Source organism: Paracoccus sp. (in: a-proteobacteria) (genome assembly GCF_030538695.1).
In the GTDB taxonomy this organism is placed as follows: Bacteria; Pseudomonadota; Alphaproteobacteria; order Rhodobacterales; family Rhodobacteraceae; genus Paracoccus.
Genome location: NZ_JAUNTN010000004.1, coordinates 143,544 through 161,484 on the forward strand (window position 1 = coordinate 143,544; position 17,941 = coordinate 161,484).

The following is a 17,941-nucleotide window of genomic DNA, read 5'->3' on the forward strand; positions in this document are numbered from 1 at the left end:
ACGGAAAGATGCAGGGTTTCGCCTTGCGCTTTGCGCCCGCCCGCGCCAGTTTCCGGGCAACTTACAAGGATGTGCAGATGACCCGAACCACCCTTGCCGCTCTGGCCCTGACCACCGCCCTCGCCGCGCCGGCACTGGCCTTTGACCCGGCGAATATGACGGATACCGAAAAAGCCGCCTTTGGCGATGCCGTGCGCAGCTATCTGATCGACAACCCGGAAGTTCTGCTGGAGGCCATCAACGGGCTGGAGGCCAAACAGGCCGAACAAGCCGTAGCGCAGGACCGCGTGCTGATCGACCAACACCATCAGGCGATCTTCAACGACGCCGACAGTTGGTCCGGCGGCAACCCGCAGGGTGACATCACCATGGTCGAGTTCATCGACTATAAATGCGGCGTCTGCCGCCGCTTTGCCCCGGATGTGGAAAATGCCGTCAGCAGCGATGGCAATATCCGCATCATCTTTAAGGAATACCCGATCCTTGGCCCGGAAAGCGAGCTGGCGGCGCGCTTTGCCTTGGCCGTGCGCCAGCTTGCCGGGGATGAGGCATACAAGAAAGCCCATGACGCGCTGATGATCCTGCGCGAGCCGGTCAATGACAACAGCCTGACCAAACTGGCCAATGAGCTGGGTGTCGATGCCGCTGCCACGCTCGACCGGATGAAATCCGATGATGTGACCCGCGTGCTGATGGCCAATGCCGAACTGGGCAACGCGCTGGGGATTCAGGGAACCCCGACCTTTGTGATCGGGGACCAGATCCTGCGCGGCGTCCCCCGTGCCGGGATCAAACCGACCGTGGACGACATCCGCGCCCAAATGGCTGCCGATAAGGGCTGACCCGTGGGGGCGCTGCCCCCACACCCCCGGGATATTTAAGTAAAGAAGAAAGCGTCTTCTTCTTCATGCAAATATCCTATGGGGGTCCGGGGGGCGAAGCGCCCCCGGGTTCTGCCTGATGGACAGGCGCGGCGTGGCGGCGTAAAGGGCGACGGTCGGCATAGGGGGCCTTTGCGCATGAAACCAATCCGCCTGATCCGGGGCTTTCTGACCGTGGGGGGCTGGACGCTGGCCAGCCGCGCGGTGGGTTTTATCCGCGACATGATGATTGCGGCCTATCTTGGGGCCGGGCCGGTGGCGCAAGCCTATCTGGTCGCCTTTACCCTGCCCAATATGTTCCGGCGTTTCTTTGCCGAAGGTGCCTTCAACACCGCCTTTGTGCCGATGTTCGCCAAGCGGCTGGAAGCAGGCGACAACCCCCGCGCCTTTGCCGAGCAGGCTTTCGCCGGGCTGGCTTTCGTCGTGCTGATCCTGTCGGTGATTGCGACGCTGGCAATGCCCTGGCTGGTGCTGGCACAAGCGGCGGGCTTTGCCGGGGATGAACGCTTCGATCTGGCGGTGGTCTATGGCCGCATCTGTTTCCCCTATATCCTGTTCATCTCACTGACGGCGCTGCTGTCGGGGCTGTTGAATGCGGGCGGGCGGTTCATGGCCGCTGCTGCTGCGCCGGTGCTGATGAACTTTGTCCTGATTGCGGCGATGCTGATGGCGGATCAATTCGGCTGGGACATGGGCCTTGCGATGAGCTGGTCCACCCCGATCGCCGGGATTGCGCAGTTGGTGACGGTTTGGATTGCGGCCGCGCGCATGGGGTTCCCGCTGCGCCTGCACCGCCCCCGGCTGACACCAGAGATGCGACAATTGCTGGCCGTTGCCGCGCCTGCGGTGCTGGCGGGCGGCGTCGTGCAGATCAACCTGCTGGTGGGGCGTCAGGTCGGCTCGTTCTTTGACGGCGCGATTGCATGGCTGACCTATGCCGACCGGCTGTATCAACTGCCGCTTGGGGTGGTGGGCATTGCCATTGGCGTGGTGCTGCTGCCCGATATTTCCCGCCGCTTGCGGGCCGAGGATCACGAGGGCGGTCGTCACGCCTATAACCGCGCGGCCGAGTTCGCGCTGTTCCTGACCCTGCCCGCCGCCGTCGCGCTGGTGGTGATTGCCGGGCCGCTGATTTCTGTCCTGTTCGGGCGTGGGGCCTTTGGGGCCGAGGATGTGGCCCCCACGGCGCTGGCGCTGGCGATTTATGGCGTTGGCCTGCCGGCGTTTACCCTGCAAAAAGTCCTGCAACCGCTGTATTTCGCCCGCGAGGACACCCGCACCCCGTTCCGCTTTGCCCTATGGGCGATGGTGGTCAATGCGGTGGTGGCGCTGGGGCTGGCCCCGCTGATCGGCTTTTCCGCCGCGGCTTGGGCGACGACAATCGCGGGCTGGATCATGGTTGCGCAACTCTGGCATGGCAGCCGCCGCTTTGGCTTGGCCGCTGCGATGGACGCACGGCTGCGCCACCGTTTGCCCCGGATCATCGCAGCATCGGCCCTGATGGGCGTCGTGCTGTGGGGGATGCAGGCCGCACTGGCCGGGATGCTGGCCACGCCGGGCCAACGCTATCTGGCGCTGGCCCTGCTGGTGCTTGGCGGAATTGCGGCCTATGGCGTTGCGGCCATCGCGCTTGGTGCCTTTCGGCTGGCCGACCTGCGGGCCGGGTTACGCCGAAGCGGCTGAGCCGCGCAACCGCGCCTGATAGTCATTCGCCTGCCAGTCGGCACGGGCCAGCCATTGTTTCTCGGGCTGGCGGGCGGCCAGATCATCGCTGATCTCGACCTCATCGAACCCCACGCGGCGGGCCATCGCATATTGATCGGCCAGCAAATGCCCCGAGGCCCGCAGCCGCCCGGAAAAGCCCTGACGACGCAGGCTGCGGGCCAGCGTAAAGCCGCGCCCGTCGGCAAAGGACGGGAACGGAATACGGATCGCAGGCGCGGCCAGAAGTTCCGGGGTCAAACCGTCGGGGTCGCTGTCATGGGGCAGGTCAACCCCCTGCCCCTCTGCGCCCCAGCCAAGGGTCCAGTCATCAGGCGAAAAGCCCTTGTCGGTCACAATCACGCTCATGCGGCCTCCTCCTCGGTGGTGGCGGGTTGCGTTACAGGGCCGCGCACGATGCGACCGTCAACGAAATGGATGCCACATTCTTCTTTTTCACTGCCCCGCCAGCGACCGGCGCGAGGATCTTCCCCTGCTTTGGTCGGGCTGGTGCAAGGCACGCAGCCGATCGAGCGATAGCCCCGGTCGATCAGCGGGTGACGCGGCAGATCGTGGGCGGCGATATAGGCCGCGATGTCCTGCGCGGTCCAGTCCGCCAGCGGATTCAGCTTCAGCCGCTGACCGTCCCATTCGACAACGGGCAATTCTGCCCGCGCACCGGTCTGGAACCGTTTGCGCCCGGTGATCCAGCTCTCGAACCCCTCCAGCGCCTTGGCCAGCGGACGGCCTTTGCGCAGGCGGCAGCAGGCATCCGGGTTGCGCTTGTTCAGGTCGCCATCCGGGTCTTCGGCAATCAGTTCCGCCGGGTCGGGGCGCTGGATGCGCAGATCGGTCAGGCCAAGATGCTCGGCCACCTGCTGCTGATAGGCCAGCGTTTCGGGGAACAGCACCTGCGTGTCCAGAAACAGCACCGGCAGATCACGCCGCTGTTGCGCGACCAGATGCAGCAGAACCACCGCATCCGCCCCGAAACTGGACACCAGCGCGATGCGGCCAAAGCGCGCATCGTTCAGCGCCTTTTCCAGCCGTGCAGGCGCGTCCAGCGCGGCATATTCAGCGTTCAGCGTCTTGATTTCATGCGGCTGCATCTGCCACCTCTTGCGCATAAAGCGCCTCTTTGAATGGGGCCACGCCAAGGCGGGCCACCGCATCCACAAAGGTTTCACCTTCGGCACGGATCTCCAGATAGCGGCGCAACATCCGGGCAATTGCCGGAACCAGTGCGTCATAGCTGAACCCCGGCCCGGCACGTTCGCCAAGGCGCATCGCCTCGGTCCCGTCGCCGCCGATCGTCACCTGATAATTTTCGACGCCGGCACGATCCAGACCAAGGATGCCGATATGGCCGACATGGTGATGCCCACAGGCGTTGATGCAACCGGAAATCTTGATCTTCAGCGGACCAACCGCCTCCTCCAGCCCTTCGGCTTGCAGATGGGTGGCAATCGCCTGCGCCACCGGGATAGAACGTGCGGTCGCAAGGGCGCAGTAATCCATGCCGGGGCAAGCGATGATGTCCGAGGCCAGCCCGACATTCGCCGTTGCCAGCCCCACCCCACGCAGCGCCGCGTAAAGCGCGGGCAGGTCGGCGCGGCGGACATGCGGCAGAATGGCGTTCTGTTCGTGGCTGATGCGAATGTCGCCATAGCCGTAACGATCCGCCAGATCGGCAATCACCCGCATCTGCGCCGACGAGGCATCGCCCGGCGTCTCGCCATGCGCTTTCAGGCTGATGGTGACGATGGCATGATCCGCGCGCTTATGCGGGTGCAGGTTGGTATCGGTAAAGCTGCGGAAGGCCGGATCGGCCGCCCGCGCGGCCTCATAGCCCGCCAGATCGCCCGCCACGAAATCCGGCGCGGTGAAATCGGCGCGAATCCGGGCCAGCTCTTGCTGGTCGGCGCCGGTCCATTCGGCGCGCAGCCGTTGGAAACGGGCCTCGATCCGCTCGCGCAGGTAATCGAGGCCAAGCTCATGCACGGCAATCTTGATGCGGGCCTTATACTTGTTATCGCGGCGGCCAAGGGCGTTATATTCGCCCAGAATCGCCTCGACATAGGGCAGCAGATCGGCGGCGGGCAGGAAATCGCGCACGACCTTGCCGACCATGGGCGTGCGGCCAAGGCCGCCACCGATCATCACCTCGAAACCCTCGGCTCCATTGCTGCGGATCATCCGCAGCCCGATGTCATGGGCGCGGGTCACGGCGCGGTCATTCGGGCTGCCGGTAATGGCAATCTTGAACTTGCGCGGCAGGAACTGGAACTCGGGGTGGTCGGTGGAATACTGGCGCAGCAATTCGGCAAAGGGACGCGGGTCCGCGACCTCATCGGCGGCGGCACCGGCAAAGGGGTCAGCCGTCACGTTGCGCACGCAATTGCCGCTGGTCTGAATGGCGTGGATACCGACCTCGCCCAAGGCGTCCAGAATGTCGGGGACATCCACCAGCTTCGGCCAGTTGAACTGGATATTCTGGCGCGTGGTAAAATGGCCATAGCCACGATCCCAGCGGTCGGCCACATCGGCCAGACGGCGCATCTGATCGGGGTTCAGGCTGCCATAGGGGATTGCAACCCGCAGCATATAGGCGTGCAGTTGCAGATAAACCCCGTTCATCAGCCGCAACGGGCGGAACTCGGCCTCGGTCAGACTGCCATCCAGCCGCCGCGCGACCTGAGCGCGGAACTGCGCGTTACGGGCGGCAAGGGCGGCGCGGTCAAAATCGGTATAGTGATACATCAGGCGCGCTCCTGCTTGCCGTGGAAACGGTTGGATGGGCCGGTGGCCCGAAAAGTCTCGCGGAAATGATCGGGGGCGGCATGGCCATCAGCCACCGCAACGCTGGTCAGATAGGGACCGACGACAGCATCTTCCTGCGCCTCGGCCCATGACAGGCGGACGGGGGCAGCCTCGGCATCCAGCAATTCCGCGTCACGCATCAGCGCCGACCAGCGGTTATCGGCAGTCAGATAGACGACCTCGCCGTTGCGAAGGTCGTTGGCGGTGACAATCTGGGTCGTGGCGCGGGCCATATGGAATCCCCTGGCTGATACGGACAGGCACAACCTAATGCCCACCGCGCCCGGACCCAATGAAGCCGTTTGGTCGATTTTCGCGCGTCCAGAGAACGCCTTTACCGCCGCACCGCGCCAAAAGAAAAAACCATTCCCGCGGGGCGTTTCAGGGGTGGCCTGAGCGCCACAAACCCGTCAGATTGATTCCGTATCCAGCGGGTAAGCGGTGGAAAACTTCATCCGCTCCATCGAAAAATGGCTGGTCACGTTTTTCAGCGCCACCCGGTCGGTCAGGCGTTTGTAAAACGCATCATAGCCCGCCATATCCGGCACCGCGACACGCAGCAGGTAGTCCATTTCTCCGGCCATGCGGTAAACCTCGACCACCTCGGGCAGCTCATGCGTGGCGGCGGTAAAGGCATCGCGCCATTCGGGGGAATGGTCGCTGGCCTCGACGGCGACGAAAACATGCAGGCCAAGACCGATCTTCTCCGGGTTCACCAGCGCCACGCGGCCGGTGATGATCCCGGTGTCCTCCAGCTTTTGCACGCGCTTCCAGCAGGGAGTCTGCGACAGGCCCACCCGTTCAGCCAGCATTTTCAGCGGGATGGTGGCATCGGCCTGCAATTCGGCCAGGATCTTGCGGTCGATACGGTCAAGCTGGGTCATGTGCGGTCCCGGATATGGCGCAGCGTGCGGGCCAGCCCGCCGGGGATCAGCACGAAGCTCAGCAGAAAGCCCACGGCAAAGCCCGCAACCTCGGCAATCCAGCCATAGCCCGCGCCGCCAAAGACAATGCCGAACACAAGCTGAAAGGTCAGCAGCACCCCAATCAGAGTGAAGGCGCGGAACTGGTTGGCGTTTTCATAGCCAAGCCGCAGCCACAGCAAAAAGGTGAACGCCCCGACCAGCCCGTAAACCGCCGGAAACCCACCCATCAGCGGCCCAAACCGCACCCCGATCAGCACATTCACCGCCGTATAGATCAGCGCCCCACCAATGGCCGAGCCAAAGAACAGCGCCAGCACCGCAGCCGGGCGGAACTGTTCCGCCACCATCTTGCCAAGCGCCAGCGTGAACACCGCGACGAACACGGCCTGCATCGGGCTGATGTGAATGAACGGATAGGTCAGCAGCCGCCACAATTGCGCATTGCCCCAATCGCCGGTCATCACCGCACGCAGGATGAACTCGGGCGCAAAGGCGGTGCGCTCCAGCACGGCCTGGCGCAGGCCGATCCCCTGCGCACCGCCGATCAGCCCGGTTTGCGCAAGGCCAAAGGCGATTTCCGAGATAACCAGCGGCGCAATCAGCAGCCAAACCACCGGCGGCAGCGGATTGATGGGGGATTCATTGACGGACGAACGCATAAAGACCTCTGGCTAACGGCGCGGTTGCGCCCGTTCCGGTCAACAGGTAATCCAGCCGCGACCAATTTGCAAAGCCGCAGGCGCAGAACCATGAGCGATCAGACCACCCCGACCCGTATCTTTTCCGGCATCCAGCCCTCGGGCAACCTGACGCTGGGCAATTATCTGGGGGCCTTGCGCCGCTTTGCCAGCTATCAGAAGCCCGGCGTGGAAAGCATTTACTGCGTCGTCGATCTGCACGCCGTCACCGTCTGGCAAGACCCCGAGGCCCTGCGTCGCCAGACCCGCGAGCTGACCGCCGGCTTCATCGCCAGCGGCATCGACCCGGACCAATCCATCCTGTTCAACCAGTCGCAGGTTCCAGCCCATGCCGGGCTTGGCTGGCTGATGAATTGCGTGGCCCGGATGGGCTGGATGAACCGCATGACCCAGTTCAAGGACAAGGCGGGCAAGAATGCCGAAAAGGTCAGCCTTGGGCTTTACGCCTATCCGGCGCTGATGGCGGCCGATATTCTGACCTATCACGCCAGCCATGTGCCGGTGGGCGAGGATCAGAAACAGCATGTCGAGCTGACCCGCGACATCGCCGCCAAGTTCAACCATGATTATGGCGTGGATTTCTTTCCCCTGCCCGTCCCGCTGATCGAAGGCACCGCCACCCGCGTCATGTCGCTGCGCGACGGCAGCAAGAAAATGTCGAAATCCGACCCGTCGGACGCCAGCCGCATCAACCTGACCGATGACGCAGACACCATCGCGCAGAAAATCCGCAAGGCCCGCACCGATGCGGACCCGCTGCCCGCCAGCGCCGAAGGGCTGGCCGACCGCCCCGAGGCCCGCAATCTGGTCAATATCTATGCCGCGCTGTCGGATATGACCGCCGATCAGGTCTGCGCCCGGTTCGAGGGTCAGGGCTTTGGCGCGTTCAAGCCGGAACTGGCCGATCTGGCGGTCTCGGTCCTGTCACCGATCAGCACCCGCATGTCGGAACTGACCGCCGACCCGGCCGAAATCGACCGCATCCTGACCCGCGGCGCCGACCGGGCCAGCGCCATCGCGCAGCCGATCCTTGACCGGGCCAAGGACATCATGGGCATGATCGGCCGCACGGGCTGACGCTGGCCGCGCCTGACGCGGGGAAAGGAACGGCGCATGTCCGATACTCTGAGCAGACTTCTGGCCAGCCGCGACTGGCTGCTGGCGGATGGTGCGACCGGCACCAACCTGTTCAACATGGGCCTTGGCCCCAAGGAACCGCCTGAACTGTGGAACCTGTCCCACCCCGATCACATCCGCAAACTGTATCGTGACGCGGTAGAGGCCGGGGCAGACCTGTTCCTGACCAACAGCTTTGGCGGCAATGCCAGCCGCTTGCGCCAGCATGGCGCAGCGCAGCATTTGCGCGATGTCAACCGCATCGCCGCCGAATTGGGGCGCGAGATTGCCGATGCGGCAAGCCGCCCGGTGGTGGTCGCCGGCAGCATCGGTCCCACGGGCGAGATCATGGCCCCCATCGGCAGCCTGTCCCATGCCGCCGCTGTCGAAATGTTCCATGAACAGGCCGAAGCCCTCAAGGAGGGCGGCGCAGATGTCCTGTGGCTGGAAACCATTTCATCCCCCGAGGAATACCGCGCCGCCGCCGAAGCCTTTGCCTTGGCCGCGATGCCCTGGTGCGGCTCCATGAGCTTCGACACCGCCGGGCGCACGATGATGGGTGTGACCTCGGCGCAGATGTCGGCGCTGGTGGAAAAACTGCCCAACCCGCCCCTTGCCTATGGCGCGAATTGCGGCATGGGGGCCTCGGACCTGTTGCGCACGGTGAACGGCTTTGTCGCCACCGGAAACGAGCGCCCGATCATCGCCAAGGGCAATGCCGGTATCCCGCATATGGAAGATGGCCATATCCATTACGACGGCACCCCCGCGCTGATGGCGGAATATGCGGTGCTGGCCCGTGACCTTGGCGTGCGCATCATCGGCGGTTGCTGCGGCACCATGCCCGAACATCTGCGGGCCATGCGCGCGGCGCTGGAAACCCGGCCACAGGGCGACAAGCCCACGCTGGAGGAAATCACCAGCAAACTTGACACCTTCGGCCCCGGCACACCCCCACGCGGGCGGCGCTAGAACAGCGACAATTGCGCCGGGCTTCTGCGCCCCTGCGGCGGGCCAAAGCGGCTGCAATCCAGGGGCGGCAGGCGACGATAGCCCAAGCGTTTACAGGCCAGCCGGAACCGCTGATGCAGCAATTCGGCATGAATGCCCTCGCCCCGCATCCGGCTGCCAAAGCGCGGGTCATTGTCGCGCCCGCCGCGCATCTCCTGCACCCGGTTCATCACATGCGCAGCCTTGCCGGGGTGCAGCCGTTCCAGCCAGTCGCGGAACAGCGGCGCAACCTCATGCGGCAGGCGCAGCGGGATCATGCTGGCCGCCTGCGCCCCGGCCTCACGCGCGGCGTCAAGGATACGCTCGACCTCGGGTTCAGTCAGCACCGGGATCACCGGGGCAACCATAACGCGGGTGGGGACGCCCGCCGCCGACAATTCACGGATCATCCGCAGCCGTGTCGCGGGCGTAGGCGCGCGCGGTTCCATCTGGCGGGCAAGGCTGGCGTCCAGCGTCGTGATACTGACCCCGACCGCCGCCTGCCCCCGATCGGCCAGCGCCGCCCACAGGTCCAGATCGCGCAGCACCAACTGCCCACGCGTGACCAGCGCCACCGGATGATTCCAGTCACGCAACACCATCAGGATGCGCCGCATGATTCCGAAACGCGCCTCGGCAGGCTGATACGGGTCGGTATTCGTCCCCATGGCCAGCACCGCCACGCGATAGGATGCGCGCCCGATCTCTGCCTCCAGCAGACGCGGCGCATCCGGCTTGGCCGTAATCTTCGTTTCAAAATCCAGCCCCGAAGACAGGCCCAGATACCCGTGCGAAGGCCGCGCAAAGCAATAGATGCAGCCATGCTCACACCCCCGATAAGGGTTCAGCGAACGATCAAAAGGCACATCGGGCGAATTGTTGCGGGTGATGACGCTGCGCGGCTGCTCGATGCTGATTTCGGTGCGGACGACCTGCGGATCAGACGGACTATCCCAGCCATCCGATTCGCGCACCGCCTGATAGGGTTCAAACCGCCCCGCCGGGCGCGACACCGCGCCACGGGCCTTGGGGTTTTCATCAGGATCACGCGGCGGCAACATCAGAACACACTAGAACATAAGTCGAACATTGCAAGTCTTGATGCGGCCCGGCCACAATCCGCCGGACCGAATGTCACAGATGTGTGAAAGGGCTGTCTTTCCCGCGCCAAACGCCTAGCTTGGCAGGTGAAGGAGATTCCCATGCCGTTGCCGCATTTTCTGCTGATGCTTGTCGCCGTGATCCTGTCAGCAGGCGTGACCCTGTTTGCCGCCTTCAAGGCAGGCGTGCCGCTGGTGGCGCTGGCGCTGCTGGCCCTGACAGGCGCGGGGCTGCTGCACCTGACAGCGCATGACAACGAAAGCTGAGCGCCCGACCACTCTGCTGAACCCCACATCCAGCACCGCCCGCGACATGCGCCTGACAGCAGGTGCGTTTCTGCGCGAGATCTTGCTGGCCGCATTTTTGGCGCTGTCTCTGCCGCTCGGTCTGTGGCTTGGCGTCATGGCCGGTCTCAACCTGACAAACCGACTGGAAGGGCTGGCGATCTTTTCGCTGCTGGGGTTGATCCTGATCGGCGGCCCCATCAGCTTTTACGCCGCGCTACGCCTTCATGCTGCCACCATCGCCCGCGGCCGCACCATCAAAGGCGACGACCTGATCCTTCATCCGCCCTTTCGCGGGCCGCTCTGGAGTTTCCTGCCGGGAACAACCCGCGCCCGCCTGACGTTCAGCTTTCCCGTCAACCTTGAGCTAACCCTGTGCGTTCTGTCCCTGCCCGGCGATTTCGCCACACCGCTGGCCCTGCCCCCACTTGCATTAAGTATCGCACAACTGATTGGCCTTGCCTTGATGCTGACCCAACACGCGGGTCAGGGCTGAAACGCCCGCCCTATCTTTTGTCCATAAATATCCATCCGACCGCGCCCCAAGCACCGCGCTGCGGAAAGGGGATCAGCTTTCCAGCTCGGCATCCCAATACAGGAAATCCATCCAGCTTTCATGCAGGTGGTTCGGCGGAAAGCGCCGGCCGATGGCGTGCATATCCTCGGCGCTTGGCTGCCGGGCCGGGCGGCGCAGGCGCAGGCCAGAGGCGCGCAGCGACTTGTTCGCCTTGCGCAGATTGCAGGGGCTACATGCCGCCACCACATTTTCCCAACTGGTCACGCCACCGCGCGACCGCGGCACCACATGGTCAAAGGTCAGATCGCCCCTTGCCCCGCAATACTGGCACTGAAAACCGTCCCGCAGAAAAAGATTAAAGCGCGTGAAGGCCACGCGCTTTTGGGGTTTGACGAAATCTTTCAGCACTACGACCGAAGGTATGCGGAACGCCTGCCGCTGACTTCGCACGCATTCGTCATATTCGGCCAGAATAGTGACGCGCTCCAGAAACACCGCCTTGATCGCCTCTTGCCAGGGCCACAGCGACAGCGGGTAATAGGACAAGGGCCGGAAATCCGCATTCAGCACCAGCGCCGGATGCCGCCGCAATGCCGCAGGCTCACGCACGAATTGCGTTCTGAAATCGCCCTGATGGTGGTCGAGCATCGCCGTCATCCCGCCTGTTTCCAGAGGCCACCCTGACAGTCTATATCTGCCCATCCTGTCCCGGCAACCCCCTGTATCTATGCGCTGGCTAACAAAAACGCATGACACCCCCGCGACAAAGCGGTGACGGTTCGGTGACGCCCTAGCCCAAAGACTGCCGGATAAAGCCCAAAGCCGCTGACAGCCCGTCGGGGGAAATCCCGTGCGGAGTGCCTTTCATCACATGGGTATAGGTCTCGAACCCCGCCGCAACCAGCGCATCTGCGGCCAGCGCAATATCCCCGAACGGCACCACCGGGTCCTGATCGCCATGCAACAGCAGCACCGGCGGCTTGCTGACAGCCTCAGCCGCCAGCGCCTCGGGAGCCAGCAAACGACCCGAGAAGCCCACCACCCCGGCCACCGGCAGCGCCCGGCGCGGCGCGACATACAGCGCCATCATCGTGCCTTGGGAAAATCCCACCAGAACCATGCGGTCGGGGGTCAGCCCCTCATCCGTCAGCACCTTGTCCAGAAAGGTGTTCAGATCATCCGCCGCAGCCAACAGCCCGGCCCGCGCCTGCGCCTCGGTCGAGCCGTCCAGCCACGGGATCGGGAACCACTGCCGACCAAAGGGCGCACCTGCCACCCGGTCGGGCGCGTCCGGCGCGTAAAAGGCGGTGCCGGGCAGATGTGGGGCCAGCGGCTCAGCCAGCCCCAGCAGATCAGCGCCATCCGCGCCATAGCCATGCAGGAACACCACCACGGAATCGGGTTTTGCCGCACCGCGCCGTTCGGATTTCAATTCTCGTGCCATGGTCAGATCCCCTCGCGTCCCTTTGCCTGCCGGTAATAGGCCCACAGCCCCCGCGCCGCAACCGCACGCCACGGCTGCCATGCTTCGGCCATCAGCGCCAGCGCCTTGGGCGAGGGCCGGGCGTCAAGGCCATAGGCCAGCCGCGCGGCCTCGGCCAGTGCCAGATCGGCCGGGGCAAAAGCATCAGCCCGACCCAGCGCGAACAGCAGGTAAATCTGCGCCGTCCAAGGCCCGATGCCCGAAATCACCACCAGCCGCGCCATCACCTGATCGTCGGGCAAATCGCGCAGGGCGAGCCAATCCACCCCTGCACCGGCCAGCGCCCGCAAATACCGCATCTTGGGCCGCGACAGGCCGCAGGCCCGCAGGTCATCGTCGCTGGCCCCGGCAACGGCGCCCTCATCCACCAGCCCGGCGGCCAGCATCCGCGCCCGGATCGCGCCTGCGGCTGCGGTGGAAATCTGCTGCCCGACAATCGCATCGGCCAGCGCGTCGAACCCATCCGTCCGCCGCCGCAAGGGCAGCACCAACCCCGGCAAAATCCGCGCCCAAACCGGACAGACCGCCGCCAGATGCGCCGCGCCCTCATCCAGATCAGCCCGAGAGACGATCAGCTTCATACGCCCGCCTTACGGCAAGGGCATGGGGCCGCCAAAGAAAACGCCCCCGGCATAAGACGTTCAGGCTGCACCAAGCTGGCCTCCTCTGCCATTGGCAAAGGATCATCGCGGGCCATGTGCGGATCTGTCAAGAAGCGGCAGACAAGAAGCGGCAGACCGCCCCGCCCGCTTACCCGCGGGCGCGCACGACCTGCAACAGCGGCATGACATCGGCCATTTCCGGTCCATGCGCCTGCCCGGTCAACGCCTTGCGCAGCGGCATGAACAGGCCCTTGCCCTTGCGGCCAGTGGCCTCTTTGACGGCCGCCGTCCATTCGCCCCAGGTGGCGTCGGTGAACGGCCCCTCAGGCAGCAGGGTCATGGCCTGCGCAATGAAATCAGCGTCCTCGGGGTCGATCACCGGATCGGCGCCGGTGCTGAAAATCTGCCACCAGCCGGCCAGATCGTCCAGTTTGGTGATGTTATGGCTGGCCACACGCCAGAACCGTTCCGCCAGATCATCCGGTACGCCAAGCGCCGCAATCCGGTCGCGCACCGCATCAAAGGGCAACGCCTGATTGCGTTCGCGGGTCAGCGGCCACAGGTCTTCGGCATCGAACTTGGTCGGGCTGGCCCCGAATTGCGACAGATCGAAACCTTCGGCCAACTCGTCCAGCGACAACCGCAACGCGACCGGCTGGCTGGAGCCAAGCCGCGCCATCAGCGACAACAGCGCCTCGGGGGCAACGCCCTCCTCGCGCAGCTGACGGATGGACAGCACGCCCAGCCGCTTGGACAATTCTTCGCCCTTCGGCCCGGTCAAAAGGCTGTGATGCGCAAAGGCCGGCGGGGTGCCACCAAGCGCGCGGATAATCTGGATCTGAGTCGCGGTATTGGTCACATGATCGGCACCGCGCACAATATGGGTCACCCCCATATCCGTATCATCTACCGAGGACGCAAAGGTATAAAGCACCTGCCCATCAGCCCGGATCAGCACCGGATCGCTGACGCTGGCGGCGTCAATGGAAACGTCACCGATGATCCCGTCGGGCCATTCGATACGCTCATGGTCCAGCCGGAACCGCCAGTAACCCTCGCGCCCCTCGGCCCGCAGCTTGTCCTTATCGGCATCCGACAGGGCCAGCCCGGCACGGTCATAGACCGGCGGCTTGCCCATGTTCAGTTGCTTCTTACGCTTCAGGTCCAGCTCGACCGGGGTTTCAAAGACCTCATACAGCCGCCCTTCACCGCGCAGTTGCGCGGCGGCCTCGGCATAGCGGTCCAGCCGGTCGGACTGGCGTTCCATCCGGTCCCAATGCAGGCCCAGCCATTCCAGATCGCGCTTGATCCCATCGGCATATTCCTGCTTGGAGCGTTCCCGGTCGGTGTCGTCCAGCCGCAGGATGAAGGTGCCGCCAGCCTTGCGGGCGATCAGATAGTTCATCAGCGCAGTGCGAAGATTGCCAACATGGATATGCCCCGTGGGCGAGGGCGCAAAGCGGGTGGTGGTCATGGCGAGGTCTCCTGTCGGGATACGCTCTTTCACAATGGCCGGTTCTTGTCCATATCAGCGACAGGCAACCCGAAAGGTGACTGATGACAGATACGGCCCTGACCGCCCCTTCCGCCGCGCAGATCGAGGCGCTGGCCCGTGACGTGCTGGCCAGCCTGCCGCCCGAGTTCGCGCAGCACGCCCAAGCGGTGCTGCTGGAGGTGGCCGAATTCGCAGACGAGGACATGCTGGACGAATTGCAGATCGATGACCCCTTCGACCTGACGGGCCTCTATGACGGTGTGCCGATGACCGAAAAACTGTACAGCGCCCCGCAGTCTTTCTCTGACCGGGTGCTGCTGTTCCGCCGTCCGATTCTGGATGAATGGGCGGCGCGCGGCGATGTGACCCTGCATGATCTGGTGCGCAACGTGGTGGTGCATGAGTTCGCGCATCACTTCGGCTGGTCCGATGCGCAAATCGCGGAAATCGACAGATGGTGGGAATAATGGAACAGGCTGAAATCCTGACCGTCACGCTGAACCCCGCGCTGGACCTGACCACCGGAACCGAGATGGTCATGCCAGATGTCAAACTGCGTTGCGATTCGCTGGTGACGGACCCCGGCGGCGGCGGCATAAACGTCAGCCGCGCGATTGCAGTCATGGGCGGGCAATCCACTGCGCTGGTCGCACTTGGCGGCGGCGTCGGGCGGCGCATGGCGGAGATGTTGGATGATGCGGGCCTGCCGGTCATCTCACTGCCCGCGCCGGGGGAAACCCGGCAATCGCTGGCGGTGACGGACCATTCGACACGCAAACAATACCGTTTCGTCATGCCGGGGCCGCGCTGGTCGGAATCGAATGTCGAATGGGCGCTGGAGGCCATCGCAGGGGCCGCCCGCCCCGGCATGGTGGTGGTGCTGTCGGGCAGCAACCCGCCTGGTGTGCCAGCGGATTTTGCCCGCCGCCTGACCGCCGCCCTGACCCCGCGCGGGGCGCGGCTGGTGGTGGACACCTCTGGCGCGGCGTTGAAAGCGGTGGCCGAGGCCCGCGACGGGGCGCTTGCCATCCTGCGGATGGATGATGTCGAGGCCGAGGATCTGGCCGGCCGCCCCTTGCCCACCCGCGCCGACAGCGCCGATTTCGCGGCCTCGCTGGTCGCCTTGGGCGTGGCGCAATGGGTCATGGTCGCCCGCGGGCGCGACGGCAATATCATTGCCACGCCCGAAGGCCGCTGGCACGCCGAAGCCCTGCCGGTCGAGGTGGTCAGCAAGGTTGGCGCGGGCGACAGCTTCCTTGCCGGGTTCGTCCTGTCGATGGCCCGCGGCGGCACCCCGGCGCAGGCCATCGGCCTTGCCGCAGCAGCCGCCTCCGCCGCCTGCATGACCCCGGCAACCGAACTATGCCGCGCCGAAGATGTCTGGCAGCTGGAACAACAGGGCAGCGTGACGCCGATCTGACCGGACACACCGCAGCCCCTTCGCAAGAGGGGGCTGAAAATCACCCCACCCCGGCGGCCTGTCAGAAACAGAAGGAACGCGGCCCCGGCATGGCCCAAAAGAAAGAACAGTCCCAAAGCAAGGGCCATGTCACCAAACCGCGCCGGTCACGTCTGAATGATTTTGGCGCAAGCGAACCCCATTCTGTTTTCCGCTGCAACGACAGAATGATAGCGGGCAAAGCGGCAGATATTCGGGGGGCGGCGCACAGCACCAAAACCTGTTGATGTGGACGCAGCAGAGGCGCAGCAAGCTGTGCAGGCAGGACAATAAAGAAGCAGCGGTTGGAATCAGCATAAGAGCCACCGGAAGAACCGTTTTTCTTCCCAGGGCTTAGCAGCGATTCCCTTATATTCCGTTAACGCTCACCAGACACAACCGAGCCGCCCTTCGAGGCATGACCCCATCCGCGACCTGAAACTGACGTTCTTTGCTCGAGGGGTTTCTATCAGTCCCGATCCATTGCGGGGCATTGATCCTGACGACAGCGCAAAAGAAAAGCCCGCCGTTTCAGGCGGGCTTTTCTGCGTATGAGCGGCACAGTTCAGGCAGCCTCGGCCTCATCGGCTTCGGCGGCCATGCGACGTTCGCTTTCCTCGCGCGACAGCGCGACCGAGGTGCGCACGCCCTTGGCCACAAACTCCATCAGGCCCTTGACCACGCGTTCGTTTGGGTCAATCCCGGCGCAGGACAGCACCTCGCGCCCATCACGCGACCGCGCCCAGCGGGCGATCTGTTCGGCACCGTTGCCATATTTCTTGTCATCCGCAATCGCGTCATCCAGCGCCGCCAGAACAACAGCGGCGAACAGCTTGCGTGCGCGCTGACCTTGTTCATAATTAAAGGCGGAACCGTCCACAAAATCACGCATACATCATCTTCCTTGCTGACCGGAACAAAGCGCCGGCGCGGGCTTAAGCCCGTTCTGATTACCCTATCGCGGGGGGATAGCGTTTATTACGCTAACAGCCTGCGATTCGTTATCACCTCAAACGCATAACAGCCATGCGCCACACGCAGCATTGCCCAAAGTCAAGCATAGCGCCGCTTTAGCGCTATCACCCGGGCAAGCTTACGCTACCCGTCACCTTGACAACGCGGAAAGCGGCAAAAGGTTGCCTTGGGCCTCTCTTTGCGGATATAGGTCGCGCATCTTCCGGTTCAAGACACGGGCCGGAACAAGATTTCACAATCCTTTCAGGATCATCCACAAGGTCGCTTCGATGCCCAAGATCAACGGCAATGAAATCCGCCCCGGCAATGTGCTGGAGCATGACGGGGGCCTGTGGGCCGCCGTAAAGGTGAACCACGTCAAGCCCGGCAAAGGCGGCGCTTTTGCACAGGTCGAGCTGAAGAACCTGCGCGACGGCCGCAAGCTGAACGAACGGTTCCGGTCCGAGGACAAGGTGGAACAGGTCCGGCTGGAACAGAAGGACCAGCAATTCCTGTATGAAACCGATGGCCGGCTGGTGTTCATGGACAGCGACACCTATGAACAGACCGAGCTGGACGCCGAATTGCTGGGCGACCGCCGTCCCTTCCTGCAAGACGGCATGATGGCGACTGTCGAATATTACGGCGAGGAAGCCCTGTCGGTATCGCTGCCGCAGAAAGTCATCTGCAAGATCGTCGAGACCGAGCCGGTGGTAAAGGGACAGACCGCCGCCAACAGCTATAAGCCCGCAATTCTGGACAATGGCGTGCGCATCATGGTGCCGCCTTTTGTTGGCGAAGGTGAAGATATCGTCGTGAACACCGAGCTGTTCGAATATTCGGAACGCGCGTAAGCGTCCGGACAGCTTTTTGTGGGGGTTTCACACCCCTACACCCGTACCTTTCCGTGGGGGTTTCACACCCCCACACCCGTA

The 17,941-nt window shown here is 64.0% G+C and carries 21 protein-coding genes; 9 read left to right on the forward strand and 12 right to left on the reverse strand.

The features are described from left to right. Positions 1 to 77: 77 nt before the first annotated feature. Together Q4G24_RS03400 and murJ are read left to right on the forward strand one after the other, a co-directional pair. A complete protein-coding gene (locus tag Q4G24_RS03400; protein WP_303365091.1) occupies positions 78 to 842 on the forward strand; it encodes a DsbA family protein in 765 nt (254 codons plus the stop codon). 177 nt (positions 843 to 1,019) lie between these two features. Continuing rightward, complete coding sequence (gene murJ / locus Q4G24_RS03405; protein WP_303365092.1) at positions 1,020 to 2,564, forward strand: murein biosynthesis integral membrane protein MurJ; 1,545 nt, start codon at positions 1,020 to 1,022, stop codon at positions 2,562 to 2,564. Here the strand turns inward: murJ and Q4G24_RS03410 are convergent. From Q4G24_RS03410 to Q4G24_RS03435, 6 genes are all read right to left on the reverse strand, one after another. Next, a complete protein-coding gene (locus Q4G24_RS03410) occupies positions 2,547 to 2,951 on the reverse strand; it encodes a DUF934 domain-containing protein (RefSeq protein WP_303365093.1) in 405 nt (134 codons plus the stop codon). The two genes, murJ and Q4G24_RS03410, sit on opposite strands and share 18 nt — an antisense overlap. Then, positions 2,948 to 3,691, reverse strand: coding sequence for a phosphoadenylyl-sulfate reductase (locus Q4G24_RS03415; protein ID WP_303365094.1), 744 nt, complete (start codon positions 3,689 to 3,691; stop codon positions 2,948 to 2,950). Before Q4G24_RS03415 ends, Q4G24_RS03410 begins: the two co-directional genes overlap by 4 nt. After that, positions 3,678 to 5,342, reverse strand: coding sequence for a nitrite/sulfite reductase (locus Q4G24_RS03420; protein ID WP_303365095.1), 1,665 nt, complete (start codon positions 5,340 to 5,342; stop codon positions 3,678 to 3,680). The genes Q4G24_RS03415 and Q4G24_RS03420 overlap by 14 nt, the downstream gene beginning before the upstream one ends. Further along, positions 5,342 to 5,635, reverse strand: a complete 294-nt coding sequence (locus Q4G24_RS03425; protein WP_303365096.1) for a DUF2849 domain-containing protein — start codon at positions 5,633 to 5,635, stop codon at positions 5,342 to 5,344. The genes Q4G24_RS03420 and Q4G24_RS03425 overlap by 1 nt, the downstream gene beginning before the upstream one ends. Positions 5,636 to 5,812: 177 nt before the next feature. Beyond that, positions 5,813 to 6,286 (reverse strand): Lrp/AsnC family transcriptional regulator, encoded by a 474-nt coding sequence (locus Q4G24_RS03430; RefSeq protein ID WP_303365097.1) that lies wholly within the window; start codon positions 6,284 to 6,286, stop codon positions 5,813 to 5,815. After that, positions 6,283 to 6,987, reverse strand: coding sequence for a rhomboid family intramembrane serine protease (locus Q4G24_RS03435; RefSeq protein WP_303365098.1), 705 nt, complete (start codon positions 6,985 to 6,987; stop codon positions 6,283 to 6,285). Before Q4G24_RS03435 ends, Q4G24_RS03430 begins: the two co-directional genes overlap by 4 nt. Before the next feature lie 90 nt (positions 6,988 to 7,077). On the opposite strand from Q4G24_RS03435, the gene trpS reads away from it, so the two are divergent. Together trpS and bmt are read left to right on the forward strand one after the other, a co-directional pair. Beyond that, positions 7,078 to 8,103 (forward strand): tryptophan--tRNA ligase, encoded by a 1,026-nt coding sequence (gene trpS, locus Q4G24_RS03440; RefSeq protein ID WP_303365099.1) that lies wholly within the window; start codon positions 7,078 to 7,080, stop codon positions 8,101 to 8,103. Positions 8,104 to 8,139: 36 nt separating this feature from the next. Continuing rightward, positions 8,140 to 9,114, forward strand: a complete 975-nt coding sequence (gene bmt / locus Q4G24_RS03445; RefSeq protein ID WP_303365100.1) for a betaine--homocysteine S-methyltransferase — start codon at positions 8,140 to 8,142, stop codon at positions 9,112 to 9,114. Here the strand turns inward: bmt and Q4G24_RS03450 are convergent. Continuing rightward, on the reverse strand, positions 9,111 to 10,193 hold the full coding sequence (locus Q4G24_RS03450; RefSeq protein ID WP_303365101.1) for a PA0069 family radical SAM protein: 1,083 nt from the start codon (positions 10,191 to 10,193) through the stop codon (positions 9,111 to 9,113). The genes bmt and Q4G24_RS03450 overlap by 4 nt on opposite strands. A gap of 141 nt (positions 10,194 to 10,334) precedes the next feature. Here Q4G24_RS03450 and Q4G24_RS03455 point away from each other — a divergent pair, with 141 nt between their 5' ends. Next, a complete protein-coding gene (locus tag Q4G24_RS03455) occupies positions 10,335 to 10,499 on the forward strand; it encodes a hypothetical protein (protein ID WP_303365102.1) in 165 nt (54 codons plus the stop codon). Beyond that, positions 10,483 to 11,013 carry a hypothetical protein gene (locus Q4G24_RS03460; protein ID WP_303365103.1) on the forward strand — a complete coding sequence of 177 codons (531 nt, stop codon included), beginning with the start codon at positions 10,483 to 10,485 and terminating at the stop codon, positions 11,011 to 11,013. Before Q4G24_RS03455 ends, Q4G24_RS03460 begins: the two co-directional genes overlap by 17 nt. 72 nt (positions 11,014 to 11,085) lie before the next feature. Here the strand turns inward: Q4G24_RS03460 and Q4G24_RS03465 are convergent, their stop codons facing one another. From Q4G24_RS03465 to gltX, 4 genes are all read right to left on the reverse strand, one after another. Then, positions 11,086 to 11,682 carry an HNH endonuclease gene (locus tag Q4G24_RS03465; protein WP_303365104.1) on the reverse strand — a complete coding sequence of 199 codons (597 nt, stop codon included), beginning with the start codon at positions 11,680 to 11,682 and terminating at the stop codon, positions 11,086 to 11,088. Between the two features lie 142 nt (positions 11,683 to 11,824). Further along, positions 11,825 to 12,478, reverse strand: coding sequence for an alpha/beta hydrolase (locus Q4G24_RS03470; RefSeq protein WP_303365105.1), 654 nt, complete (start codon positions 12,476 to 12,478; stop codon positions 11,825 to 11,827). A gap of 2 nt (positions 12,479 to 12,480) precedes the next feature. Beyond that, the gene (locus Q4G24_RS03475; RefSeq protein ID WP_303365106.1) at positions 12,481 to 13,098 is read right to left on the reverse strand and encodes a DNA-3-methyladenine glycosylase; all 618 of its coding nucleotides are present in this window, start codon (positions 13,096 to 13,098) and stop codon (positions 12,481 to 12,483) included. Positions 13,099 to 13,267: 169 nt separating this feature from the next. Next, positions 13,268 to 14,593: a glutamate--tRNA ligase gene (gltX, locus tag Q4G24_RS03480; RefSeq protein ID WP_303365107.1), complete on the reverse strand. Its 1,326-nt coding sequence runs from the start codon at positions 14,591 to 14,593 to the stop codon at positions 13,268 to 13,270. Positions 14,594 to 14,676: 83 nt separating this feature from the next. On the opposite strand from gltX, the gene Q4G24_RS03485 reads away from it, so the two are divergent. Together Q4G24_RS03485 and Q4G24_RS03490 are read left to right on the forward strand one after the other, a co-directional pair. Beyond that, complete coding sequence (locus tag Q4G24_RS03485; RefSeq protein ID WP_303365108.1) at positions 14,677 to 15,081, forward strand: metallopeptidase family protein; 405 nt, start codon at positions 14,677 to 14,679, stop codon at positions 15,079 to 15,081. Further along, positions 15,081 to 16,034 carry a 1-phosphofructokinase family hexose kinase gene (locus Q4G24_RS03490; protein WP_303365109.1) on the forward strand — a complete coding sequence of 318 codons (954 nt, stop codon included), beginning with the start codon at positions 15,081 to 15,083 and terminating at the stop codon, positions 16,032 to 16,034. The genes Q4G24_RS03485 and Q4G24_RS03490 overlap by 1 nt, the downstream gene beginning before the upstream one ends. A gap of 583 nt (positions 16,035 to 16,617) precedes the next feature. Here the strand turns inward: Q4G24_RS03490 and Q4G24_RS03495 are convergent. Further along, positions 16,618 to 16,944: a DUF6280 family protein gene (locus Q4G24_RS03495; RefSeq protein WP_303365110.1), complete on the reverse strand. Its 327-nt coding sequence runs from the start codon at positions 16,942 to 16,944 to the stop codon at positions 16,618 to 16,620. A gap of 352 nt (positions 16,945 to 17,296) precedes the next feature. On the opposite strand from Q4G24_RS03495, the gene efp reads away from it, so the two are divergent. Continuing rightward, positions 17,297 to 17,860 carry an elongation factor P gene (gene efp / locus Q4G24_RS03500; RefSeq protein WP_303365111.1) on the forward strand — a complete coding sequence of 188 codons (564 nt, stop codon included), beginning with the start codon at positions 17,297 to 17,299 and terminating at the stop codon, positions 17,858 to 17,860. Positions 17,861 to 17,941: the final 81 nt, after the last annotated feature.